This is a genomic window from Nitrospirillum pindoramense, from assembly GCF_007827955.1.
Lineage (GTDB): Bacteria > Pseudomonadota > Alphaproteobacteria > Azospirillales > Azospirillaceae > Nitrospirillum > Nitrospirillum amazonense_B.
In genome coordinates this window covers 406,465-427,589 of the sequence record NZ_VITR01000004.1, presented here as the reverse complement: position 1 = coordinate 427,589, position 21,125 = coordinate 406,465, and the positions used below count along the sequence as shown (strand labels likewise).

Sequence of the window (21,125 nt, the reverse complement as noted above, 5' to 3'; positions counted from 1 at the left end):
AGAAGAATCATGCAGGCAGAGGAGGCGTGGGCACAGCCCGCATACATGCCCATATCCGGGGCCGGCCAGGCCGCCAACGACGCGTCGGATTTGGCCGATCAGTTGCTTCGGCAGGCTGAGGCGATGATCCCGGTACTGAAGGCTCGATCCCGAGCGGCCATCGAGGCGGGGCAAATTCCTGCGGAGACCATCCAGGAATTCACGGACGCCGGCTTTTTCAAGGTGCTGCAGCCCAGGCGCTACGGTGGGTACGAACTGCCGCCGCGGGTGTATTGCGCTATCGCCCGTACCCTGGCCGAGGGCTGCATGGGCAGCGCGTGGGTCTATGCGGTGATCGCTGTCCATAACTGGCAACTGGCGCTGTTCGATGATCGCGCCGCCCAGGATGTGTGGGGCGGAGATCCCGCCGTGCGCATCAGCTCCTCCTACATGCCGGTGGGAAAGGTGATGGTGGTGCCGGGCGGCTACCGCCTGTCGGGACGATGGGCGTTCTCCAGCGGATCGGCGCATTGCGATTGGGTCATCCTCGGTGCGATGGTTCCCGCCACGGAAGCGAATGCCAAGCCCGATCCACGCAACTTTCTCATCCCCCGCGCCGACTATCGGATCGTCGACAACTGGGACGTCATGGGACTGCGCGCGACCGGCAGCAACGACATCGTCGTCAACGACGCCTTTGTGCCGGAGCATCGGACCATCCGTGAATTGGACATGTTCGCCATGGATTGTCCAGGGCACGCCAGCAACACCTCAGCCCTCTACAAGATGCCGTTCGCCCAGATCTTCAACAGGACGGTGTCCACCACATCCCTGGGGGCGCTGAAATCCGCCCTGGATGTCTTCATCGAGACCACCAGGGAGAAGCGCGCCACCTACACGGGTGACCGCCTGGCCCGGGATACGACCATCCAGCATGCGGTGGCCCAGGTGGAGAGGACGCTGGACGAACTCTCCCTCGTGCTTGATCGGGATTGCCACGAATTGATGGAAAGGGCCATTGGTCGCGACTGGCCGATTGCGCGGCGGGCGGCCCTGGGGGCATCGACCACGGGCATGGTGGAGCGATGTGTCGATGCCATCGACACCTTGATGACGTTCAGTGGCGCCAAGGCCGTGTTCCGGGGGAACCCGGTCCAACAGGCGTTTCTGGACATCCATACGGCGCGGGCCCATGTCGCCAACAACCCTTATCCCTACGCCCGTAACCTGGGCGCCGTGCGTTTTGGATTTGAAAACGACTCCCTGGACATTTGAGCGTGTGGACGGGCGTCCGCGTGACGCCCGCCTCCACCGGCTTCAGGAGGCGTCGGCATATCCGAAGGCCTCTTCGCTGCGGGCCTTGGCGGAGGGAAGGTTCACGGACAGGAAGTCGACAAAGGCTTTGACCTTCGCCAGCAGGTAATTGCCCCGGGGGAAGATCAGGTACAAAGGCACCTTGGCCGATACGTGGTTTGAAAGGATCACCTCCAGCCGGTTGCCGGCGATGTCCTGTTCCAGCAGGAAACGGGGCAGGAAGGCGATGCCCATGCCGGCGAGGATGGCCTGGCGGGTCATGCGCACGCTGTTTGAGGTCAACTGCCCGCGCACCACCGGGACGACCAGATCCTTGGAAAGTTGCCATTCCCCGGGACGCGAGAGATGGGTTTCCACGACGCAGTCGTGTTCCTTCAACTCCGCCGGGGAGGAGGGCGTGCCGTGTTTCGCGAAATAGTCCGGCGATCCCGCCAGCACCATGTCGTATTCGCACAACTTGACGGCGTCGAGGGCGGAATCGTAGGGCTCGCCAACCCAGAACGCCGCATCGAAATGGCCGCGCAGCAGATCGACCTGACTGTCGGAAAGGTTCAGGTGGATCCGGACGTCCGGATGCTGTGTCAGGAACTGGGGAATGAACTCGGTCACTCGGAACAGGGACGCCACGACGGGGGCGTTGATCTTCAGGTCGCCGCGGGGCGTCGTCAGCATGCCCGCCATGACCTGGTTGGCTTCGTTGACCTCGTCAATGATGCGGGCGCAGCGATCATAGATTTGCTGGCCAGCCGGCGTGACCGAGATGCTGCGCGTCGTCCGGTCCAGAAGTTTGGTTCCGGCATCCGTCTCCAACTGGGCGATCTGACGGCTGACCGCCGCCTTTGAGCAGTTCAACCACTTCGCGGCGGCCGAAAAACTTCCCGTGCTGACCACCGCCGCGAACGACATCAGGGCGACAGCGTTCCCGACTTCAATCTTTTCATCCATGGCACGTATGTATCGTTATTTTTGCATTAAGTGAACAATAGCGCCAAACCTGACCCGAAGGTCAACAATTCGATTTTACCCGTTGATGATGATTTTCTTGTGATGGATACGCCGGGTTGGCCATGAGGCGCGGGGAGGGGAGCCAATGGCACTCACGCCCGCCGGTGAGGCGGGCGTGGTTGCGCATGCTCGGACCGTGGGTAATGGACCACGTCAGCTGTCGAACGTGATCAGGTCAGCCTGGCCCTGGTTCGCGCCCAATTCCGCGATGGCGGCCCCATTGTCGGGGGGGATGATCTGGGCGAATACCTCCAGCTGGTGCCCATCGGGATCATAGAAATAGATCCCGTTGGACACGCCGTGATCCAGGACCTCATGGATCTCGACGCCGTTCTCGAGGAAGGTGGCGTATATGTCCCTGAGCTTCCTGATGTCGCCGCCGACGTCGATCTCCAGGCCAATATGCTCGAACTCCCGCCCCTTGGGGGCATCGGTGCCGCCCGGGAACAAGGCGATGTCGTGATCGTAATGGCCGAAGCTTAGGAAAATCCCCCCGGCATAGGGGCCCTCGGCGACGCGGGCGCTGATTTGCATGCCCAGGATTTTGCCATACCACTCGGCGGATCTTTCCGGGTCGCGGACATAAAGGACGACATGTCCAATACGCTTGACCTTAGGGGTGGTGGGCATGATCGTCCGCCTCCTTGCCGGGCACGGCCGGCAGCCACACGATGTCGGTGATCTCGCTGAACTCACGCCATTCCTTGCGCCACGTCAGGCCGCCGTCCTCGCTCCGGTAAAGATGGCCGAACTTGGTGCCGGCCAGGATAAAGTCCGGATCGGCCGAGTTCGTGCCGACCGCCCAGAAGCAGGAGTTCGGCTGATTGGGCAGGGGCATTTCCTTCCATGTGCCGCCCCGGTCTTCCGACCGCAGGATGACCCCTGTCGACCCCGGGGTGCCGTCACCAATTCCCAGGATCAACTCGCCGTTCCGGGGGCGCCGGCGTAAAACACGGGTATAATAAAGACCCCAGGTTTCTTTTGCATCCAACCGGTTCCAGGTAACGCCATCGTCAGTCGACTTGTAAATGCCATTCACGACAAGCGCCAGGATCGTCTTGGGCGCGCCCGGGAACACGACGATATCATGCAGGTCCGAGTTGCCGCGACTGGGCGCCCAGTCGGTGTCGACGCGCTGCCAGGAATCGCCGCCATCCCGGGATCGGTAGAGCCCGCCCTCTTCCACCCCGGCCCACACGCCCAACGGGTCATCGGGGTCGACGGCCAGGGCCAGCATGCGGGGGCGGCTCACGCCGGCGCATTTCGGCGGCATCTCCAGCCCCGTGCGGCTCCAGGTCTTACCGCCATCGCGGGAGCGGAACAGGATGGCGAGCGACGGGGAACCGGTCCCGGCGTACATGATGTCGGGGTGGTCCGGATGCACCGCCAGCTTCCAGATGGTGAAGTCGTTCAGGACGCTGTCGATACGGGTCCAGTTGGCGCCGCAGTCGCCGCTGTAAAACAGGCCCTTCTCAGTGCCGGCGAACAGCGCTTCCGGATGCCGTGGATCGGCCAGCAGGCAGCGGACGCAGTCGTCATATTCCAGTTCCTGATTGATGGTCAGGCGCCGCCACGTCGCGCCATTGTCATGGCTGCGCAGGACCGCCTGGCCGTCGGTCGAAACGATCAATGTCTTGTTCATATCGGTTGCCTCGTTGTCACGGGGTGCAAATCGCTGGCGAAGCGTCAGGACAGGTTCACCCAGACGCTCTTGGTTTCGCTGTAGAGTTCCATGGCCTGCCGACCATGCTCCCGCCCCCATCCCGATTGCCTGAAGCCGCCAAAGGGGCTCGCGGGGTCGATCATGTTGAAGCAGTTCACCCAAACCGTGCCGGCCTTGATGGCGGCGGCGGTGCGGTGGGCCGCCTTGATGTCGTTGGTCCAGATTCCGGCGGACAGGCCGTATTCGGAATCGTTGGCTTGCGCCACCAGCTCGTCTTGATCGGACCAGGTCAACGCCGCCAGGACGGGCCCGAAGATCTCCTCCCGGACGATACGCATCGTCGGTGCCGCATTGACGAAGATGGTGGGCTCAAAAAAGAATCCATTTGCGAGGTTGGCGGGGCGTTGCCCGCCGGCGGCTAGCGTGGCGCCTTCCGCCGATCCCACCTCGACATAATGATTGACCCTGTCCCACTGCTCTTGGGAGATCAGCGGGCCGAAATCGACATCGGGCTGCAGGCCGTCACCGATCTTCAGTCGGGCCGCGGCGCCGGCGATGGCGTCCAGCAGTTCGTCGGCGCGGCTCTTGTGAACGTAAAGGCGCGACCCCGCCGTGCACGTCTGTCCCTGGTTGAAGAAGATGCCCTGGGCGATCGAGGCGGCCGCCACCTTGACGTCCGCGTCCGGGAACACGATTTGCGGCGACTTGCCGCCCAGCTCCAAGGACACCTTTTTCAAGTTGCCGGAAGAGGCCCGCACGATGGCCTTGCCGACCGCGGTGGAACCGGTGAAGGCCACCTTGTCGACGCCGTCGTGTTCCACCAAGGCCGCGCCGGCATCGCCGAAGCCTGTGATGATGTTGAACACCCCTGGCGGAACGCCGGCCTCAAGCGCCAGCTCACCCAGGCGCAGGGCTGTCAGGGGCGTCTGTTCGGCGGGCTTCAGAATAACCGTGCATCCAGCCGCAAGGGCCGGCGCCACCTTCCAGGCCGCCATCGACAGGGGATAATTCCAAGGAACGATGAGACCCGCCACGCCAACGGGCTCGCGCGTCGTGTAGTTCAGGATCTGCGCGCCGCTGCGCGGCGAGACCGGCAGCGTCTCGCCACCGAACTTCGTTGGCCATCCCGCGAAGTAGCGGAATGTCCTGATGGTTCCCTCAACCTCGACGGCGCGCGTCAGCGTCGCCGGTTTGCCGTTGTCGAGACATTCCAGAACGGCAAGGTTCTCGGCGTCGCGCTCCACAAGATCCGCCAGACGCAACAGCACGCGCGACCGATCCACAGCGCTCATGCGGGACCAGGCGGGATCGCTGAGAGCCTTCCGGGCGGCGCGCACCGCCAGATCCACGTCCGCCGTCGCGCCGTGCGCGATGTGGGCCAGCACCTCCCCCGTGGCGGGGTTGATGGTTTCAAACGTGCGGCCTGATACGGCCTCGACCCATGCGCCCCCGATCAACAGGCGCTGCGGCTGGGCCTTCAAGGCCGCCTTCAGGTGTTCAGCTCTTTCGATAGCGGTCGTTGTCGTCACGTATTCGCTCCCGGTCCCGACGTTGGGCGATGCCCTGAATGTCTTGTGATGGAGCGTTGATAGCATGGTCCATAAAAATAAACAATAAGCGCCATATCGATGAACTGTTGCGTAATCGGGACAATTCGGGCATAGAACCAGACATGCAGCCCAGGCAAGGTGATCTCATGGTTCCGTCCCCACTCATCGAACTCGCCACGGAACTGCTGGCGGCCCGCCGCGCGGGGCGGCCCATCGATCCCGCTACGGCGGCTTACATGCCGGCGAATTTGGTGGAGGCCTATGACGTGCAGGCGGCGACCACAGCGCTCCGGGGCGCCGAGGTGGCGGCATACAAGATAGGCCTCACCAGCACGGCGGCGCAGGAAGGGCTGGGCGCGACAGAGCCGATCGCAGGGCGGCTGACGCGGCAGGACATCCGGTTCTCCCCGGCGCGGATAGAGGTGAGCACCCATCTGCGCATCGTCGAGGCGGAGGTTATCTTCCGCATCGACGAGGATCTCCGGCCCGAGGCGGCGCCATTCTCGAAAGCCGATATCATGCGCGGCGTCGGCTGCGCCTTCGCGGGCATCGAGGTATGCGACACGCGGTTCATGGGCGATGACGACACCCTTCCGCGTATCGTGGCGGATAACGGCAATGCCGATCTTCTGGTCGTGGGAGAGCCTTTGCGTGATTGGTCGGAAGAGGCGCTGCGGGGGCTTTCGGTCACGCTGATGAGAAAGGCGCAGCCCGATGTGCGCGGCTCTACCGCGAAAGTCCTTGGCCACCCGCTGGAGGCGGTGACCTGGCTGGCCAATTGGCTGGCGGCGAGGGGGAAGGGGATACGATCAGGCCAGCTTGTCGCCAGCGGCAGTTGCACCGGGATGACAGTGCTCGGGCCTGATGAAGAGGTGACCGCGACCTTCGGCTCCCTCGGGAGCGTGTCGATGAGGTTTGTTCAGGCATCCAGGTGAAGGAGGACAGGGGATGAGTGTGGATTACGGCCTTGCCGGCAAGGTGGCGATCGTAACCGGGGGAAGCGTCGGTATCGGCAAGGAGACTGCGCGGCAGTTGGCCCGGCAAGGCGCGAAGGTGGTCATCGCCGCCCGCACGCGCGAAGCCCTGGAAGCCGCGGCCGAGGCGCTGCGCCTTGAAACCGGGGGGGAGGTCGTCGCCGTTCCGGTGGACACGACCCAGCGGACGTCGGTCGAGAATCTGGTGTCGGAAACGGCCCGGAGGTTCGGCGGCGTCCACATCCTGGTCAATTGCGCGGCGGCGCCCGGTGGGCTGGTCCGCAACGAGATTGAGAAGGCGGACGAAGACGGCCTGATCGCGGACCTGAACACCAAGCTGGTCGGCTATTTCAGAATGTGCAAGGCCTGCGTTCCCCATATGCGCAAGGCCGGCTGGGGCCGCATCGTGAATGTCGGCGGCCTTACCGCGCGTTCCACCGAAGCCCTCAGCGGCATGCGCAACGCGGCCTTGGTCCACCTGACCAAGACCTTGTCCGATCAACTGGGTGTGGATGGCATCACGGTCAACATCGTCCATCCCGGTGTGACGCGGACCGAGCACATCGAGGCCTGGTTTGCCGACATGGCACGGGCGGAAGGCACCAGCGTCGATGCCATCGTCAAGCGTGAAGCAGCGGACCCGGCGGCGATCCGGCGGATGCTGGAAGCCGATGAGGTGGCGAACGCCATTGTGTTCCTGGCGTCCTCGCTTGCCAGCGGCCTTACGGGCGAGTCCATCGCGGTGGACGGGGGGCTATCCCGGGCGGTGTTCCTCTGATGCCGCCCGCATCCAGAGTGATTGTTCCGAAAAAGGAACTATTAACTTGATATAGCCATATTGTTGTGAAAAAGTTCCTTCAAGAAACTGACAACCCACTGAACGGGAGTTCCCATGTCCAGCCGCCCCGCCAACTTCCACGGCCTGCATATCCGCAAGTGGTATGAGTTCCAGGAGGAGACCCTTGCCATTGAGACCGGGCCGCTGGCCGATGGCGAACCGGTCGTGAAACTGGTGGTGGCGGCCGCCATCGCCAATCCCAACGCCGGGCGCTTCGTCGCCTCGTTTGACGAGGTCATCGCCGCGTCCGAACATCTCGGCATCGAGTTCGCGCGCCGCCTGACCGCCCGTCTTGGCGGCCGCCCGGTGCAGAGCTACGGCAAGGCCGCCCTCGTGGGCGTCAACGGCGAGTACGAGCATGGCAACGCCTTCCTGACCACGGCCTTCGCCGAACCCATCCGCGAGGCTGTCGGCGGCGGCAAGGCCTGGGTCCCGTCCACCGGCAAGCGGGGCGGGCCGGGAACGGAAATCGACATTCCCCTGGCCCACAAGGACGCCCTCTACGTCCGTTCCCACTACGACACTATTTCCGTGACCTTCACCGACTCCCCCGGCCCGGATGAGGTCGTCATCGCCATGGCGGTGGCGACGCGCGGGCGGCTGCATGCCCGTCTGGGCGGCATTCCCGTGGATGAGATCATCGGCGAAGACGGGCTACGCTGAGGGCGGGCGGTGATGACGGACCCCACCCCCCCGGCCCTGGATGACGGCCGCCCCGTCGCGGAGGAGTTGCTTCCCGATGAGCGTCTGGGCGCCCGGGAAATCAATGGCTTGCGGCTGGCGTTTCGTGAGTGGGGTCCGCCGGACGCGCCGCCGGTCGTGCTTCTCCATGGCCTCCGTGGATATTCAAGCACGTGGCGAACCTTGGCGCGAACGCTTGCCCCGTCCCACCGGCTCATCGCCCTTGATCAGCGTGGTCGCGGCGACAGCGATTGGGACCCGGGCCGCAACTATTACACGGACAGTTACCTGGCCGACCTTGAGGGCTTCGTCGACGGTCTTGGGCTGACGCGGTTCCACCTGATCGGCCATTCCATGGGCGGCACGACCTCGTACGTCTATGCCGCCAAGCATCCCTCGCGCTTGGCGGCGCTGATCATCGAGGATATCGCCCCGGGTTCTTCGGCGCGCGGGGCGGGTGCCCAGCGCATCGTCGCGGAGATGGCGTCGCTGCCCCGGGAGTTCACCACCTGGGGGGAGGCGCGGGCCTATTGGCATAAGAGCCGGCCCATGCTCAGCGGTGAGGCCATCGAGCAGCGCATGGCCGAGAGCCTGAGAGAAGACGCTAAAGGCTGCATCACCTGGCGCTATGACGCGGAGGGCATCAGCCAGACGCGGATCGCCCCTGATCCGCGGCGGGTTGTTGATCTATGGCCGGCCGTGGAGGCGCTGCGTGTTCCAACCCTGGTCATCCGGGGGGAGCGTTCCGACTTTTGCGCCGCCGATACCGTTCGCGAGATGGCCCGGCGCAATTCCAACATTTCTTCGGTCACGGTCGCCGGCGCCAGCCACTACGTGCACGACGACGCCCCGATCCCTTACGCCCAGCATGTCGGCCGGTTCCTGGCCGGACATCCGCTCGGTTCAAGCTGACAGGAAACAATGATGACGTTCGACATCCAACGCGCCGGCCAAATCGATCGCGCCTCTCTTTTCCATCCCTTCACTTCGGTGGCCGACCTGATGCGCGACGGGCCCCTGGTCATGGCGGAAGGGAAGGGGGTGCGCCTGAAGGACATCGAGGGGCGCAGCTATCTCGACGGCATGGCCGGACTCTGGTGCGTCAACCTGGGCTACGGACGGGAAGACATCAGCGGCGCCATCGCCGCGCAAAGCACCAAGCTGTCTTTCTTCCATACCTTCAACGGGCTGTCGACGGACGTGGCGATCGAATGCGCCGAAGCCCTGTTGCGGCGGGCGCCGGTTCCCATGGCCCGCGTCTTCTTCGGGGCGTCGGGCAGCGACGCGAACGAGACGCAGCTGAAACTGATTTGGTATTACAACAATCTGCGCGGCTTGCCGAAGAAGAAGAAAGTCATCGCGCGCTGGAACAGCTATCACGGGTCGGGCGTAGCCACCGCCAGCCTGACCGGCTTGCCGGGCATGCACGGGCTGTTCGACCTTCCCCAGGGCCCCATCCTTCACATTTCCAATCCCCATCACTATCGCAAGGCGCCGGAGGGTGTCTCGGAGCGGGAGTTCTCGCGTCAACTCGCCGCGGAGCTTGAGGCGCTGATCGCGCGTGAGGGGGCGGAGACCATTGCGGCCTTCTTCGCCGAACCCGTCATGGGCGCGGGTGGTCTCATTCCTCCCCCCGAGGGATACTTCGAGGAGATCGTCCCCATCCTGCGCAAGCACGACATCCTGCTGGTGCTGGACGAGGTGGTGTCGGGCTTCGGCCGTCTGGGGACGTATTGGGGCAGCCAGCGCTTCGGCCTGGAACCGGACCTCATCACGGCGGCGAAGGGCGTGACCAGCGGCTACTTTCCCATGTCCGTCTGCTTCGTGTCGTCGAAGGTCTGGGACGTGATCGAGGCGGGGTCCGAGAAGGCCGGCCTGTTCGGCCATGGCTACACCTATTCGGCCCATCCGGTCGCCGCGGCGGCGGCATTGGCCACCCTCAAGGCCATCGACCAGGAGGGGGTGGTGGAGAACGTGGCGCGGTTGGGCCCCTATTTCCATACGGCCATGCGCGAAGCCATCGGGGATCATCCGCTGGTTGGCGAAGTCCGCGGCCTCGGGTTCATGATGGGCATCGAATTGGTGCGTGACCGGGCGGCGAAGACGCCCTTCGCTCCGGAACTGCGGGTAGGACGGAAGCTGCTGAAGGATCTCTTCGGTCGCGGCCTGATCTCCCGGGCCCTCGGCGACACCATGGTGTTCGCGCCGCCGCTGGTGGCGACCAAGGCGGATCTCGATGAGATCATCACCCTCTTCAAGGCGGGGCTGGACGCCGTCGCCAAGGAGGTTTCATGACGACCACCACTTGGAACGGGGCCCATCGTCTGTTGCAGGCGGCCCGGGCGCGGGGGATAGACATCTGCTTCGCCAATCCGGGAACGACGGAACTGACCTTGGTCAGCGCCCTTGACGACGTGCCCGGCATCAGGCCCGTCCTGGGGTTGTTCGAGGGGGTGTGCACGGGCGCGGCCGATGGCTATGCCCGCGTGTCCGGCAAGCCGGCGCTGACGCTGCTGCACCTTGGCCCGGGTTTGGCGAATGGCCTCGCCAATTTGCATAACGCTCGCCGCGCCCGGTCGCCGGTGGTGAACATCGTGGGCGACCATGCCACCTGGCATCTGCCGTTCGATGCGCCGCTGACGTCCGACATCGACTCCTTCGCCAAGCCGGTGTCGAAGGCCGTCATCCATCTGCGGGACGGGGCCAGCCTGCTGGCCCAGTTGCAGGAGGCGTTCGACATCGCGTCGGGGCCGAATGGCGCGGTGGTCACCGTGATCGCCCCGACAGATGTGATGGATGCCAAGGTGGCGGACGCCGCGCCGGCCCTGCCGGCGCAGGCGCCGGGGAAGGACGCTGTCCCGGATGGCGATATCGCCGCCGTCGCGGCGGCGCTGTCGCGCAAGCGGCCTCTTATCCTGCTGCTTGGCGCCGATGCGCTGACCGAGCGGGGGCAGCGCGCGGCAGCGCGCGTCGCCAGTGCCCTGTCGGCGCGGCTGCTTATGGAATCCTATCCGGCGATCGTAAGTCTGGGCGGCGATCTTCCGCGTCTCGAACGCTTGGCCTACTTCCCGCAGGACGTCCTGAAGCAATTGGGCGATGCCACGGTGGTGCTGGTCGGGGCGAAGGCGCCGGTGAGCTACTTCGGATACGAAGGGCAACCCAGCGCCCTGGTTCCGTCGGATCGCGTCATCGAACTGTCGCGGCCCGACCAGGATAGCGTCGCGGCGTTGGAAACCCTTGCGGCCCGGATGGAGGTGCCGGCGCTGGCTGCGGAAACCGCTGCCACGCCCGTGGTGCCATCCGACACGGGCGGCGCCGGGCCTCTTTCCCCGGTCGATGTCGTCGATGACCTCATCGACCGTCTACCGGAGGGGGCGATCATTTCCCTGGAGGGCTCCACCCTCGGTGGCCCCTTCCTGCAACGCGCCTACCGTGCCCGCAAGCACCGCGTGATGACGAATACGGGTGGCGCGATCGGCCAGGGCTTGCCCTGTGCCACCGGGGCTGCCCTGGCGGCGCCGGGTGCGCGCGTCGTGTCGCTGCAATCTGATGGCAGCGCTCAATACACCGTGCAGTCTCTCTGGACGATCGCCCGCGAGAAGCTGCCGGTCACCGTTATCATCGCGGCCAATCACCGGTATGGAATATTGCAGACCGAGTTGAAGCGGGCGGACGCCTCCATCGATGGCGATGTGACGGGCCGCTTGACCCGGCTGGACAATCCCCGCGTGGATTGGACGGCGTTGGCGCAGGGATATGGCGTTCCCGCCATCCGTGTGGCCAGCCGCCGCGACCTTCAGCAGGCGTTGGAGCAGGGCTTTGATGAGGAGGGGCCCTTCCTGATCCAGGTCGATCTGCCCTGACCTTCGCGGCCAATTGCCGAACCTATGAATGACTCCGCCTGATGCCGGGAGATGGAGGAGAGCAGAGTCTCAGTTTCAAGTAAAAAAACGTCCGGTTATGTCTTCTCGCCCGCCACCAGGCGATGTGGGTCCAATCAAGGGTCCCCTATAAGAAAAATAAAACGACGCAATCCAGACGAAAATAACATGCCGTCGAAAAAACTCGATGGCCGTGAACAGAGAGGGTTGTCTTATGGAATTATCCAGCAAGGGCGGCTCGGGCAAGCCGTCACGACTCCTTCCCATCATGCTGCCGGTCATCCTGGCTGGGTTGCCTGGCGGGGCGTGGGCGCAACAGCAAGGACCATCGACCGACGGGGACCAACTGACGGAAATCGTGATCACGGCTGAAAAGCGTGTGTCCACGGTTCAACAGACGCCGATCAGCATCACCGCCGTCAGTGGCGACCAGTTATCGAAGGAAGGGATCACTGACGTGGGGCGCCTGGCGTCCCAGGTTCCAGGTATCGCCATGGCGTCCGAGGGCCCGGGGCGGACGCAGTTCAACATTCGCGGACTGTCCAGTTCCGGTGGGTCATCGCCGACGGTGGGCTTTTACTTGGATGACGTGCCGGTCACGCCGCCGACATCGCAGCTGGCATCGGCCGGGAAGGTTATGATCGATCCAGATTTGTATGATCTGGCGCGCGTGGAAATCCTCCGAGGCCCCCAAGGCACCTTGTACGGTGCCAGTTCAATGGGCGGCACCATTCGTCTGATCACCAACGATCCCGATCTCGAACATTTCTCCGGGCGCGTCCAGGCCGGTGTATCCGGCACCGACGGCGGCGGCGTCAATTACAGCGGGAATTTCATGCTGAACGTCCCGATTGTCAGTGACAAGCTGGCGCTACGCCTGGTTGGAACGGAAAAGTATAATTCAGGTTTCATCGACCGTATCGTGACCAACGATTTCCCGCTGCCGAACGGAACGATGCGCGGCGACGTCGCCAGCGCGCCTGTGGCGAAGGTCCATTCCAATGATAATGACGATAGGACAACCGGCTTCCGCGCGACCTTGCTTTTCAAGCCCACCGAGGATCTGAGCATCGAGCCGGCGATATTTCATCAGCGGCTCACCACCGGCGCATTGTCGGCCATCGACATGCCGCCCGGCACCATGGCGCATTACCAGCCTTATGACGTGCCGGAATCCTCATTGCAGGCGTTCGACGACTACAGCCTGCGCATCAAGTATGATTTGAGCAATATATCGTTGCAGTCGATCACGTCTTTGCTTCGGGTGAGTTCCTACGTCAAAGAAGACGATGCCGAAAGCCAGTATTTCGCGTTCGGTCCCATGGGGCCGACGGGATTGCCCACGGACAACAGCACGACCGAACGGCATTCCTCACACCAGTTCAATCAGGAACTGCGCGTATCCTCAAACGAAGAGTCCAGCCTGCAATGGGTCGCGGGCGGCTTCTACAGCCGCTTCTCCGACCATCTGCTGGTACGCAACACGGTGAACGACCTAGTGCCGATCTACGGCACCGCCAATGCGTTCACCGACGTTGAGCCCGACAGCCTGACGCAGCAGGCGCTTTTCGGGGAGGTCAACTATCAGTTTCTGCCGGATTGGAAGGCGACGGTCGGCTTGCGGTATTTTCACTATCGGTTCGAATATCAACAGAACGCCGACGGTTTGGCCGCCCAGACGGGGACGTTCAGCGGCGCCGCCGGCGCCTATGGCCTGACGCCCAAATTCACCCTGACCTACACGCCGGACAAGAACCTTCTGCTCTACGCCACGGCATCCAAGGGATACCGACCCGGTGGCCCCAATCTGCCCATTCCAACCAGCGGCGTCGTCGACTGCTCATCCTCTTATCAGCAATTGGGAATCAAGTCGGAGCCGTCGACCTTCGGCCCGGACGCCGTATGGAACTATGAGATTGGTGAGAAGGCGAAGCTGCTGAACGGCCGGGTGACGCTGAATTCGTCCTTCTATTATATCGACTGGCAGCGTATCCAACTCCAGACGACGCTGGGGTGCGGGTATTTCTTCACCGCCAACTCGGGCAAGGCCTATTCGGAAGGGGCGGAAATCGAGGCCAGTATGAATATTGGCGGCGGCTTCCGACTCAACCAGTCGCTGGGGACGACGCGCTCGGCGTTAACGGACGCGGCCCTCCCTGGCAATTCGCCGATTGGCCAGCAATTGCCCGACGTTCCGCGTTGGACGGCGACGACCTCCCTGGAATACTCCCGGGACATTACGGCTGACCTGATCTTGAGCGCCCTGCTGACGAACCGGTTCGTCGATTCCGAGTATGATTACAGCGCCGTGCCGGCCAGCTATATGCAAAAGCCGGCGTATGACTTGGTCGATATGCGCATTGGGCTGGCGGGCGGCAGTTGGTCAACGTCGCTTTACGTTGACAACCTGTTTGATCGGCGGGCGATCACCGGCATTAATCGGAACGTCTCGCAGAACAATCCCTATTATGCCCGGGTGTTCGTCAACCGGCCCCGGACCATCGGGATCACGGCGGAGACGGAATTCTGAGCGTTCGCTGCGGTGGCCCGGGACGGCTGGGTGCCGGCCTGGGCCGCATGCCGGTTTTCATCATTTTCCGGAGGATACCTTGAGTTCAGTGAGAAAATATCCCTTGGCCATGCGGATCATTCATTGGGCTCGCGCCGCCATCATCTTGGGAATGATTTGGCTGGGCTGGAAGATGGTATCCTTAGGTGACAATATTCCCCAAAAATTTGAGGGATTCTATCCCCTTCACAAGTCGTTCGGCCTTGTAGTGATCATCCTGGTCATCCTTCAATTGTCACTGCGGGGGTTCATGCCAACCCCGGTGCTTAGCACCGGCCTTTCGCGGATCGAAGCCGTTGCCGCCAAAATCGCCCATGTGGTGCTTTATGGACTGATGATCCTGGTGCCGGTGATTGGATATTCCCGATCCAGCACCTTCTCTGAAAGTGACGGCGTCACGTTGTTTGGGCTCAAGATTCCTGAGCTTCTGGCGAAGAACGACGCCCTTTCCGAGAGGCTGAGTTCCATTCACGCGGTGCTGGCGTACACCCTGCTGGCCGTGATCGCCATCCATGTGTTGGGTGCGCTGAAGCACCGTCTGTTCGACAAAGACAAAAAGAACGATCCGCTGTCGCGGATGATCTGATGGCATTGGGTTCTGCATTAAAGAAATGGCTGGAGATGTGCCGTGGTGAATCGCTATCTGCGTGAGCAGAACTATATCGACGGTATGTGGGTGCACGCGGATTCGGGCGCCACGATAGACGTCACCGACCCCGCGACGTCGGCACGCATCGGTGTCGTCCCCCGGTCCGGCCAGGCGGAGACGCGGCGGGCCATAGCCGCGGCGGATGCCGCGTTTCAAACCTGGCGCCGGACGACCGCGCTGGAGCGGTCTCAGCTGCTGCGCACGCTGCATGATCTGATCGTGCGCAACCAGCAGGCATTGGCTGAGCTGCTGACCTTGGAACAGGGAAAGCCTTTGGCCGAGGCGGTGGGCGAAATCCGCGCATCCGCCGGCTACGTCCTTTGGTTCGCCGAGGAAGCGCGGCGGACATATGGCGAGATGGTTCCATCCCCCTGGGCTGACCGGCGCATTCTTGTCACCCGGGAACCGGTCGGGGTGGTCGCGGCGATCACGCCCTGGAATTTCCCTTCGTCGATGCTTGCCCGCAAGCTCGCTCCCGCCCTTGCAGCGGGGTGCACGGTCGTTGCGAAGCCGGCGACGCAGACGCCCTATTCAGGACTGGCCTGGGGGGCACTGTGCGAGGAGGCCGGCTTTCCCAAGGGCGTGGTAAACATTCTGACGGGCAATGCCGGCGAGATCGGCGACGAGCTTTGCCTCAACCCCATCGTGCGCAAGCTGACCTTCACCGGCTCAACGGAAATAGGGAAGGTCCTTCTGGCGAAATGCGCCGCCACCGTTAAGAAGGTGTCCATGGAATTGGGCGGCAACGCGCCCTTCATCGTCTTTGACGACGCCGATATTGATCGCGCCGTGGACGGAGCCATCACGTCGAAATACCGGAATTCGGGGCAGACGTGCGTTTGCACCAATCGCTTCCTGGTACAGTCGGGCGTCTACGACCGGTTCGTTGACAAGCTGGCGGCGGCGACAGGGAAGCTAAAGGTCGGTTCCGGCTTGGATCCGCAGACGCAGCAGGGCCCCCTTATCGACGCCAAGGCGGTGAACCGGGTTGAGGCCTTGATCAAGGACGCCGTTGGCAATGGCGCGCGCATCGCCACCGGCGGCAAGCGTCATATGCTGGGCGGCAGCTTCTTCGAGCCCACCGTCATCACCGGCGCCACCTCCGACATGCTGTGCATGAAGGAGGAGATTTTCGGGCCCATCGCGCCCGTGTCGCGCTTTGAAACCGAAGAAGAGGCGATCGCGCGGGCCAATGATACCGAGTTCGGCTTGGCCGCCTATTTCTACACGGCCGACCTTGCCCGAGCTTTCCGTGTCATGGAGCGGCTCAAATACGGCATGGTCGGTGTCAATGAAGGTCTGATCACCACCGTTGAGGGGCCTTTTGGCGGCCTTAAGGAGTCGGGAATTGGCAAGGAGGGGGGGCGCCAAGGGATTGATGACTACCTCGATATGAAATACGTGTGTTTGGGTGGTTTAGAGGGCTCATAGGACTGTGCCGTTTTAACCGGGGGAACCTCGGAAGCTGCACACAGGGACTTGGTCGCAGCGTCCTGTCCTATTCCGGTGGGCGCTGCGTTTTGGTCGGGGTCATGGTTGCGGCTCGCTCCGGATTTCGTCCGCCGCCCCGCCTCCCAATGCCCTGTACAGCGCCACGGCGTTGGCGATCTCCTCGCGGCGCAGGCTCAGCAGCGCCTGCTGTGCCATTTGAAGCTGGCGCTGCGCGTCCAGCAGTTCCAGGCTGCTGTCCAGTCCGGCGCGGTAGCGCGCCTCAGCCAGACTCACCGCGTGGGCGGATTCCGTCACGGAGCGGGTCTGGGCCTTGATCTGGGCGCTGAAGGTGGCGCTTCCCGCCAGGCCATCCGCGACCTCCCGGAACGCCGTCTGGATCGCCTTCTCGTACTGGGCCACCGCTTCGTTTTTGCGAACCTTCGCCAGGTCCAGGTCGGCGTTCAGTTTGCCGCCATCGATGATGGGCAGGATGGCGCGGGGCGAGAAGTTCCAGCCGTTGTGCTCACCGTTGAACAGGGCCGCCAGCGATGGCGAGGCGAAGCCAAACGTGGCGGTCAGCGACAGCCGGGGGAAGAACGCGGCGCGGGCCGCGCCCACGTCGGCGTTGGCGGCGGCTAGGGTTCGTTCGGCCTGGCGGATGTCTGGACGGTTGAGCAGCAGGTCGGAAGGAAGGCCGGCCGGCAAACGCGTCACCACCGGATCGAGATCCAGCGCCAGCGGCGGCGGCAGATCCGCTGGCACCTCGACCCCAACCACCAGCCGAAGCGCGTTGTCGGCTTGCGCGGCAGCCCGTTCCCGCGCGTGCAGATCGGCCTCCGCCGACGCCACCTGGGCTTCGGCCCGGACCACATCCACGGTCCCGCCCCGCCCGCTTTGCTGGAGAATGCGCGAAAGCTCCAGCGACCGACGCCAATCCGCCAGCATCTGGTCCGCGAGTGCCCGCTGCTCGACCGCCAGCCGCTCGGCGAAGTAGGCGTCGGCGACGGCCCCGGTCAGGGTGACGTGTGCCGCCTGGAACCCCTCGGCGCTGGCGAGGTAACGGCTGAACGCGGCATCTGACAAGGCGTGCATCCGACCGAACAGGTCGAGTTCGAAGGCGGTGATACCGATGGACGCGCCATGCTGATCAGTGGTCGCGGGTTGCCGCTCGCCAAGCCCCGCCATCCGCTCGTGGCTATACGTCGCTTGTGCATCGACACCGGGCCACGTGCTTGCTGTCTGTGTCCGGCTTTGCGCGCGGGCGGCTTCGACGTTGAGCATCGCCAGCCGCAGGTCGCGGTTGTTGGCGAACGCCACATCGATGATGCGGAGCAAGCGCGGATCGCGGAACACCTCGGCTCGACCCAGTCCAGCCGCGCTGGCACCCGGCGGTGCCGCTTGGTGGTTGGGAAAGACAGCGGGAATGGGCGGCTCCGGCGTTTGGTGTGGTGGCACCAAGGAGCACGCCGACACCGTCAGCGTGAGCGCGAAGAGGATGAAGAAACGCATGGGTTCGTTCCTTGCCCCTGGGAAACAGGAGTGCGTCTGGGGAAACGGGGTCAGAGCAGCCGCTGGAGCCGGGGCGCCAGCCAGTCCTGGAAATCGCGCACGTAGTCGAACAGCACAGGCACAAAAACCAGGCTCAGCGCGGTGGACGAGATCAGGCCACCGATCACCGCGATCGCCATTGGGGCGCGGAACGCGGTGTCGAGGCCCAGGCCCAGGGCGATGGGCGCCATGCCCGCCAGCATGGCCAGAGACGTCATGATGATCGGCCGGGCGCGGACGGCGCAGGCATCGACGATCGCTTCACGCCGGGGGGTGCCGGCCCGGATGCGCTCGACCATGTAATCGACGAGCAGGATTGAGTTCTTGTCGGCGATCCCCATCAGCATCAGGATCCCAATGGCCGCCGGCATGTTGAGATCGGTTCCGGTCAGCAGCAGGGCGAGGAAGGCGCCGCCGATGGACAACGGCAGCGCCGCCATGCGGGTGAGCGGCTGGATCCAGTCTTTGTAGAGCAGAACCTGGATCGCATAGACCATCATCAGTCCCGACCCGATGGCGGTCAGGAAGCGGGAAAACAGGTCGGTCATTTCCTCCACATCGCCAGTGTTCCGGACCTCGATCTCCTTGGGCAGCGCGCGCATGGACGGCAAATCCCGGATTTTTTCCATGGCGTCGCCCAGGGGAAGACCATCGAGGTTCGCCTCGACCGCGATCTTGCGGCGGCGGTCGTAACGCTCGATGCTCGCCGGACCAGACCCGAGCCGGATGTCGGCCACGGCGGCAAGCGCTACGGAACCGCCCGATACGGTCGGAATGCGCAGCTCCCGTATGGTGTCGAGCGACGTCACCGGGGCGGCGGCCAGACGCGACCGGATGGACAAGCGGCGTCCGTCACGGTTGAGTTTGGCGAGATTGCTGTCGATGTCACCGATGGTGGCGATGGTCACCGCGTCGCTGAGCGCCTGAACGGTGACGCCGAGCTGCGCCGCCTTGGCGAGGTCGGGAATGATCAGGATCTCCGGCTGCGCCGCAGGCATCGTGCTGCCTACGGAGGTGATCCCGGCGATGCCGCGCATGTCGCGCTCGATGCCAACGGCCGCCGCCTCCAACACCGCCACGTTCTCGCTGGTGAGCGCGATGCTGATGTCCTTCGCACCGGCGGAGTTGGAGAACTTGACGCGCGCGTCGGGCTCGGCCGCCAGATCCGGAAGAACCCGGCTTTCGAAGTCGCGCTGGCTGATGTCGCGCGCCTTCGGTGGCACCAGCTTGATGTCGACGGTGGCCACGTTCACACCGGAATCGCCGCCGGAGTTGGTCAGGACGTACAGAACCTCGGGGTGGTTCTTCAGGGTGCCCGCAACGCGCTGTGCGACCGCGTCGGTTTGCGCCAGCGTGGAGCCGCGTGGCAGTTCAATGGTCAGGCTGGATTGCGAATAGTCCTCATAAGGCAGATAACCGGTCGACAGGTGCGGCAGCAGCGCGAACGATAGCGCCAGGCTGAATCCGGCGACCCCCAGGGTCTTGGCGCGGTTGTCCAGCGTCCATTCGACCAACCGGCGATAGCGGCAGGTCCACACACCCGCGGGCTCGCCCGTGTGGGCCGGGGCCTTCAGGACATAGGCGGCGATCAGCGGTGTCAGCAGCCGCGCCACCACGAGAGAGAAGAACGCGGCGACAGCCACCGTCACGCCGAACTGGGCGAAGAACTGGCCGGAGGTGCCGCCCATGAAGCTGACGGGCAGGAACACGGCGCAAATCACCGCCGTTGTCGCCACCACAGCCAGCCCGATTTCATCAGCTGCGATCATGGCCGCGTCATAGGGCTTTTTCGCCGTCGCCATATGGCGGTGGATGTTCTCAATCTCGACGATGGCGTCGTCGACGAGCACGCCGGTTACGAGCGAAATCGCCATCAGGCTTACGAAGTTCAGTGAGAATCCCAGCAGATGGATGACCAGGAAGGTCGGGATGATCGACAGCGGGATGGTCAACGCCGCCAGCGCCGTCGCCCGTCCGTCGCGCAGGAACAGGAAGACGGTCAAGATCGTCAGCACCGCGCCTTCGACGAAGCTCGATATTGTCGAATCGTAGCTGGTCTTGGTGAAGTCGACGAGGGAGAAGAGTTCCATGAAAGTGACGGTGGGGTTGGCCGCGTGCATCTCCGCGATCGCCGCCTTGATCGCGGCGCCGGTGGTGATCTCACTGGCTCCCTTGGCCCGCTGCACGGAGAAGGTGACGGCCGGCTTGCCATCGATCGTCGTGATCGAGCGCGCCTCCGCCCCACCATCGGTCACGTCGGCGATGTCGCCCAGGCGGACGCCGCGACTGGCGCCGAGCCCAATCCAGGTGTCGCGCAGCGCCGCCACCGACGGTGTCCCGCCCAGTGCCCGCAGACTGTATTCCGTGCCCGCCTGGACCAGGCGCCCGCCCGGGAAGTCGGCGCTGGTCTGGGCCAGTTGCCGGCTGATGTCGGCGGCGGTGACGCCGAAGGCGGACAATCGCAGCGGATCAAGGGTGACGGTGATTTCGTGCGTGACGCCGCCACGCCGCGCCACTTTCGCCACACCCGGAACCGACAAAAGCTGACGGGTCACGGTATCGTCGATGAACCACGTCAGCTCTTCCGCCCGCATTTCAGGGGCATGGGCGCTGAAGATGAGCAGCGCACCGCCCTCTGCATCCTCGCGCCGCACCTGGGGTTCTTGAACTGCGCGCGGCAACTGGTCACGAATGCCAGCGACGGCGTCCCGCGCGTCATTGGTCGCGCGGTCGAAATCGGTACCCAGGTGGAACTCGACGGTTGTCTGCGACACGCCCTCCGAAACCGTCGAGGTGATGTGCTTCACCCCGTGCAGCCCGGCCAGGGCGCCTTCGACGCGCCGGGTGATCTGGGTTTCCATCTCGCTCGGCGATGCGCCGGGCTGGCTGATGGTGACGCTCACCGCCGGGACAATGACGCTGGGCATACCGTTGACGGGAATCTGGAAGAACGCGACTAACCCCGCGATGGTCAGGGCCAGAAACAGGATAATGGGTGGGATAGGATTGCGAATGGCCCAGGTCGACACAGGCATCGACATGA

Annotated in this window: 16 protein-coding genes; 10 read left to right on the top strand and 6 right to left on the bottom strand. The window is 63.9% G+C overall.

Annotated elements, in window-relative coordinates; all coding sequences use genetic code 11:
• The first annotated feature begins 9 nt into the window (after nucleotides 1-9).
• Nucleotides 10-1,254 (top strand): acyl-CoA dehydrogenase family protein, encoded by a 1,245-nt coding sequence (locus FBZ90_RS08995; RefSeq protein WP_145731132.1) that lies wholly within the window; start codon nucleotides 10-12, stop codon nucleotides 1,252-1,254.
• Nucleotides 1,255-1,296: 42 nt separating this feature from the next.
• On the opposite strand, the gene FBZ90_RS08990 is transcribed toward FBZ90_RS08995, so the two are convergent.
• The 4 genes from FBZ90_RS08990 to FBZ90_RS08975 form a co-directional block, all read right to left on the bottom strand.
• Nucleotides 1,297-2,238: a LysR family transcriptional regulator gene (locus tag FBZ90_RS08990; protein ID WP_044562934.1), complete on the bottom strand. Its 942-nt coding sequence runs from the start codon at nucleotides 2,236-2,238 to the stop codon at nucleotides 1,297-1,299.
• Nucleotides 2,239-2,451: 213 nt separating this feature from the next.
• A complete protein-coding gene (locus FBZ90_RS08985; RefSeq protein ID WP_145731130.1) occupies nucleotides 2,452-2,928 on the bottom strand; it encodes a VOC family protein in 477 nt (158 codons plus the stop codon).
• Nucleotides 2,912-3,940 carry a WD40/YVTN/BNR-like repeat-containing protein gene (locus FBZ90_RS08980; RefSeq protein WP_186455684.1) on the bottom strand — a complete coding sequence of 343 codons (1,029 nt, stop codon included), beginning with the start codon at nucleotides 3,938-3,940 and terminating at the stop codon, nucleotides 2,912-2,914. The genes FBZ90_RS08985 and FBZ90_RS08980 overlap by 17 nt, the downstream gene beginning before the upstream one ends.
• Before the next feature lie 44 nt (nucleotides 3,941-3,984).
• Nucleotides 3,985-5,490 (bottom strand): aldehyde dehydrogenase family protein, encoded by a 1,506-nt coding sequence (locus tag FBZ90_RS08975; RefSeq protein ID WP_276509087.1) that lies wholly within the window; start codon nucleotides 5,488-5,490, stop codon nucleotides 3,985-3,987.
• Between the two features lie 38 nt (nucleotides 5,491-5,528).
• On the opposite strand from FBZ90_RS08975, the gene FBZ90_RS08970 reads away from it, so the two are divergent.
• The 9 genes from FBZ90_RS08970 to FBZ90_RS08930 all read left to right on the top strand — a co-directional run bounded on the left by FBZ90_RS08970 (nucleotide 5,529) and on the right by FBZ90_RS08930 (nucleotide 16,534).
• Nucleotides 5,529-6,446: a 2-keto-4-pentenoate hydratase gene (locus FBZ90_RS08970; protein ID WP_145731128.1), complete on the top strand. Its 918-nt coding sequence runs from the start codon at nucleotides 5,529-5,531 to the stop codon at nucleotides 6,444-6,446.
• A 13-nt stretch (nucleotides 6,447-6,459) separates the two neighbouring features.
• Nucleotides 6,460-7,263 (top strand): SDR family NAD(P)-dependent oxidoreductase, encoded by an 804-nt coding sequence (locus tag FBZ90_RS08965; RefSeq protein ID WP_145731126.1) that lies wholly within the window; start codon nucleotides 6,460-6,462, stop codon nucleotides 7,261-7,263.
• Between the two features lie 114 nt (nucleotides 7,264-7,377).
• The gene (locus FBZ90_RS08960) at nucleotides 7,378-7,986 is read left to right on the top strand and encodes an amino acid synthesis family protein (RefSeq protein WP_145731124.1); all 609 of its coding nucleotides are present in this window, start codon (nucleotides 7,378-7,380) and stop codon (nucleotides 7,984-7,986) included.
• 12 nt (nucleotides 7,987-7,998) lie between these two features.
• Nucleotides 7,999-8,916 (top strand): alpha/beta fold hydrolase, encoded by a 918-nt coding sequence (locus FBZ90_RS08955; protein ID WP_145731122.1) that lies wholly within the window; start codon nucleotides 7,999-8,001, stop codon nucleotides 8,914-8,916.
• Between the two features lie 9 nt (nucleotides 8,917-8,925).
• The gene (locus FBZ90_RS08950; protein ID WP_145731120.1) at nucleotides 8,926-10,299 is read left to right on the top strand and encodes an aminotransferase; all 1,374 of its coding nucleotides are present in this window, start codon (nucleotides 8,926-8,928) and stop codon (nucleotides 10,297-10,299) included.
• On the top strand, nucleotides 10,296-11,867 hold the full coding sequence (locus tag FBZ90_RS08945; RefSeq protein WP_145731118.1) for an acetolactate synthase large subunit: 1,572 nt from the start codon (nucleotides 10,296-10,298) through the stop codon (nucleotides 11,865-11,867). Before FBZ90_RS08950 ends, FBZ90_RS08945 begins: the two co-directional genes overlap by 4 nt.
• Nucleotides 11,868-12,099: 232 nt before the next feature.
• Nucleotides 12,100-14,415, top strand: coding sequence for a TonB-dependent receptor (locus tag FBZ90_RS08940; protein WP_186455683.1), 2,316 nt, complete (start codon nucleotides 12,100-12,102; stop codon nucleotides 14,413-14,415).
• Nucleotides 14,416-14,524: 109 nt separating this feature from the next.
• Complete coding sequence (locus FBZ90_RS08935) at nucleotides 14,525-15,040, top strand: cytochrome b/b6 domain-containing protein (RefSeq protein ID WP_145731283.1); 516 nt, start codon at nucleotides 14,525-14,527, stop codon at nucleotides 15,038-15,040.
• A gap of 42 nt (nucleotides 15,041-15,082) precedes the next feature.
• On the top strand, nucleotides 15,083-16,534 hold the full coding sequence (locus tag FBZ90_RS08930; protein WP_420872590.1) for an NAD-dependent succinate-semialdehyde dehydrogenase: 1,452 nt from the start codon (nucleotides 15,083-15,085) through the stop codon (nucleotides 16,532-16,534).
• Nucleotides 16,535-16,633: 99 nt separating this feature from the next.
• Here the strand turns inward: FBZ90_RS08930 and FBZ90_RS08925 are convergent, their stop codons facing one another.
• On the bottom strand, nucleotides 16,634-18,043 hold the full coding sequence (locus tag FBZ90_RS08925; RefSeq protein WP_145731113.1) for an efflux transporter outer membrane subunit: 1,410 nt from the start codon (nucleotides 18,041-18,043) through the stop codon (nucleotides 16,634-16,636).
• A gap of 50 nt (nucleotides 18,044-18,093) precedes the next feature.
• Nucleotides 18,094-21,123, bottom strand: a complete 3,030-nt coding sequence (locus FBZ90_RS08920; protein WP_145731111.1) for an efflux RND transporter permease subunit — start codon at nucleotides 21,121-21,123, stop codon at nucleotides 18,094-18,096.
• Between the last annotated feature and the right edge of the window lie 2 nt (nucleotides 21,124-21,125).

Bases quoted from the DNA above. Each gene is read 5' to 3' on its own strand.
- FBZ90_RS08960 (WP_145731124.1), top strand. From the start codon at position 7,378: ATGTCCAGCCGCCCCGCCAACTTCCACGGCCTGCATATCCGCAAGTGG.
- FBZ90_RS08955 (WP_145731122.1), top strand. From the start codon at position 7,999: ATGACGGACCCCACCCCCCCGGCCCTGGATGACGGCCGCCCCGTCGCG.
- FBZ90_RS08990 (WP_044562934.1), bottom strand. From the start codon at position 2,238: ATGGATGAAAAGATTGAAGTCGGGAACGCTGTCGCCCTGATGTCGTTC.
- FBZ90_RS08965 (WP_145731126.1), top strand. From the start codon at position 6,460: ATGAGTGTGGATTACGGCCTTGCCGGCAAGGTGGCGATCGTAACCGGG.
- FBZ90_RS08985 (WP_145731130.1), bottom strand. From the start codon at position 2,928: ATGCCCACCACCCCTAAGGTCAAGCGTATTGGACATGTCGTCCTTTAT.
- FBZ90_RS08945 (WP_145731118.1), top strand. From the start codon at position 10,296: ATGACGACCACCACTTGGAACGGGGCCCATCGTCTGTTGCAGGCGGCC.
- FBZ90_RS08970 (WP_145731128.1), top strand. From the start codon at position 5,529: ATGTCTTGTGATGGAGCGTTGATAGCATGGTCCATAAAAATAAACAAT.
- FBZ90_RS08940 (WP_186455683.1), top strand. From the start codon at position 12,100: ATGGAATTATCCAGCAAGGGCGGCTCGGGCAAGCCGTCACGACTCCTT.
- FBZ90_RS08935 (WP_145731283.1), top strand. From the start codon at position 14,525: ATGCGGATCATTCATTGGGCTCGCGCCGCCATCATCTTGGGAATGATT.
- FBZ90_RS08925 (WP_145731113.1), bottom strand. From the start codon at position 18,043: ATGCGTTTCTTCATCCTCTTCGCGCTCACGCTGACGGTGTCGGCGTGC.
- FBZ90_RS08920 (WP_145731111.1), bottom strand. From the start codon at position 21,123: ATGTCGATGCCTGTGTCGACCTGGGCCATTCGCAATCCTATCCCACCC.
- FBZ90_RS08995 (WP_145731132.1), top strand. From the start codon at position 10: ATGCAGGCAGAGGAGGCGTGGGCACAGCCCGCATACATGCCCATATCC.
- FBZ90_RS08950 (WP_145731120.1), top strand. From the start codon at position 8,926: ATGATGACGTTCGACATCCAACGCGCCGGCCAAATCGATCGCGCCTCT.
- FBZ90_RS08980 (WP_186455684.1), bottom strand. From the start codon at position 3,940: ATGAACAAGACATTGATCGTTTCGACCGACGGCCAGGCGGTCCTGCGC.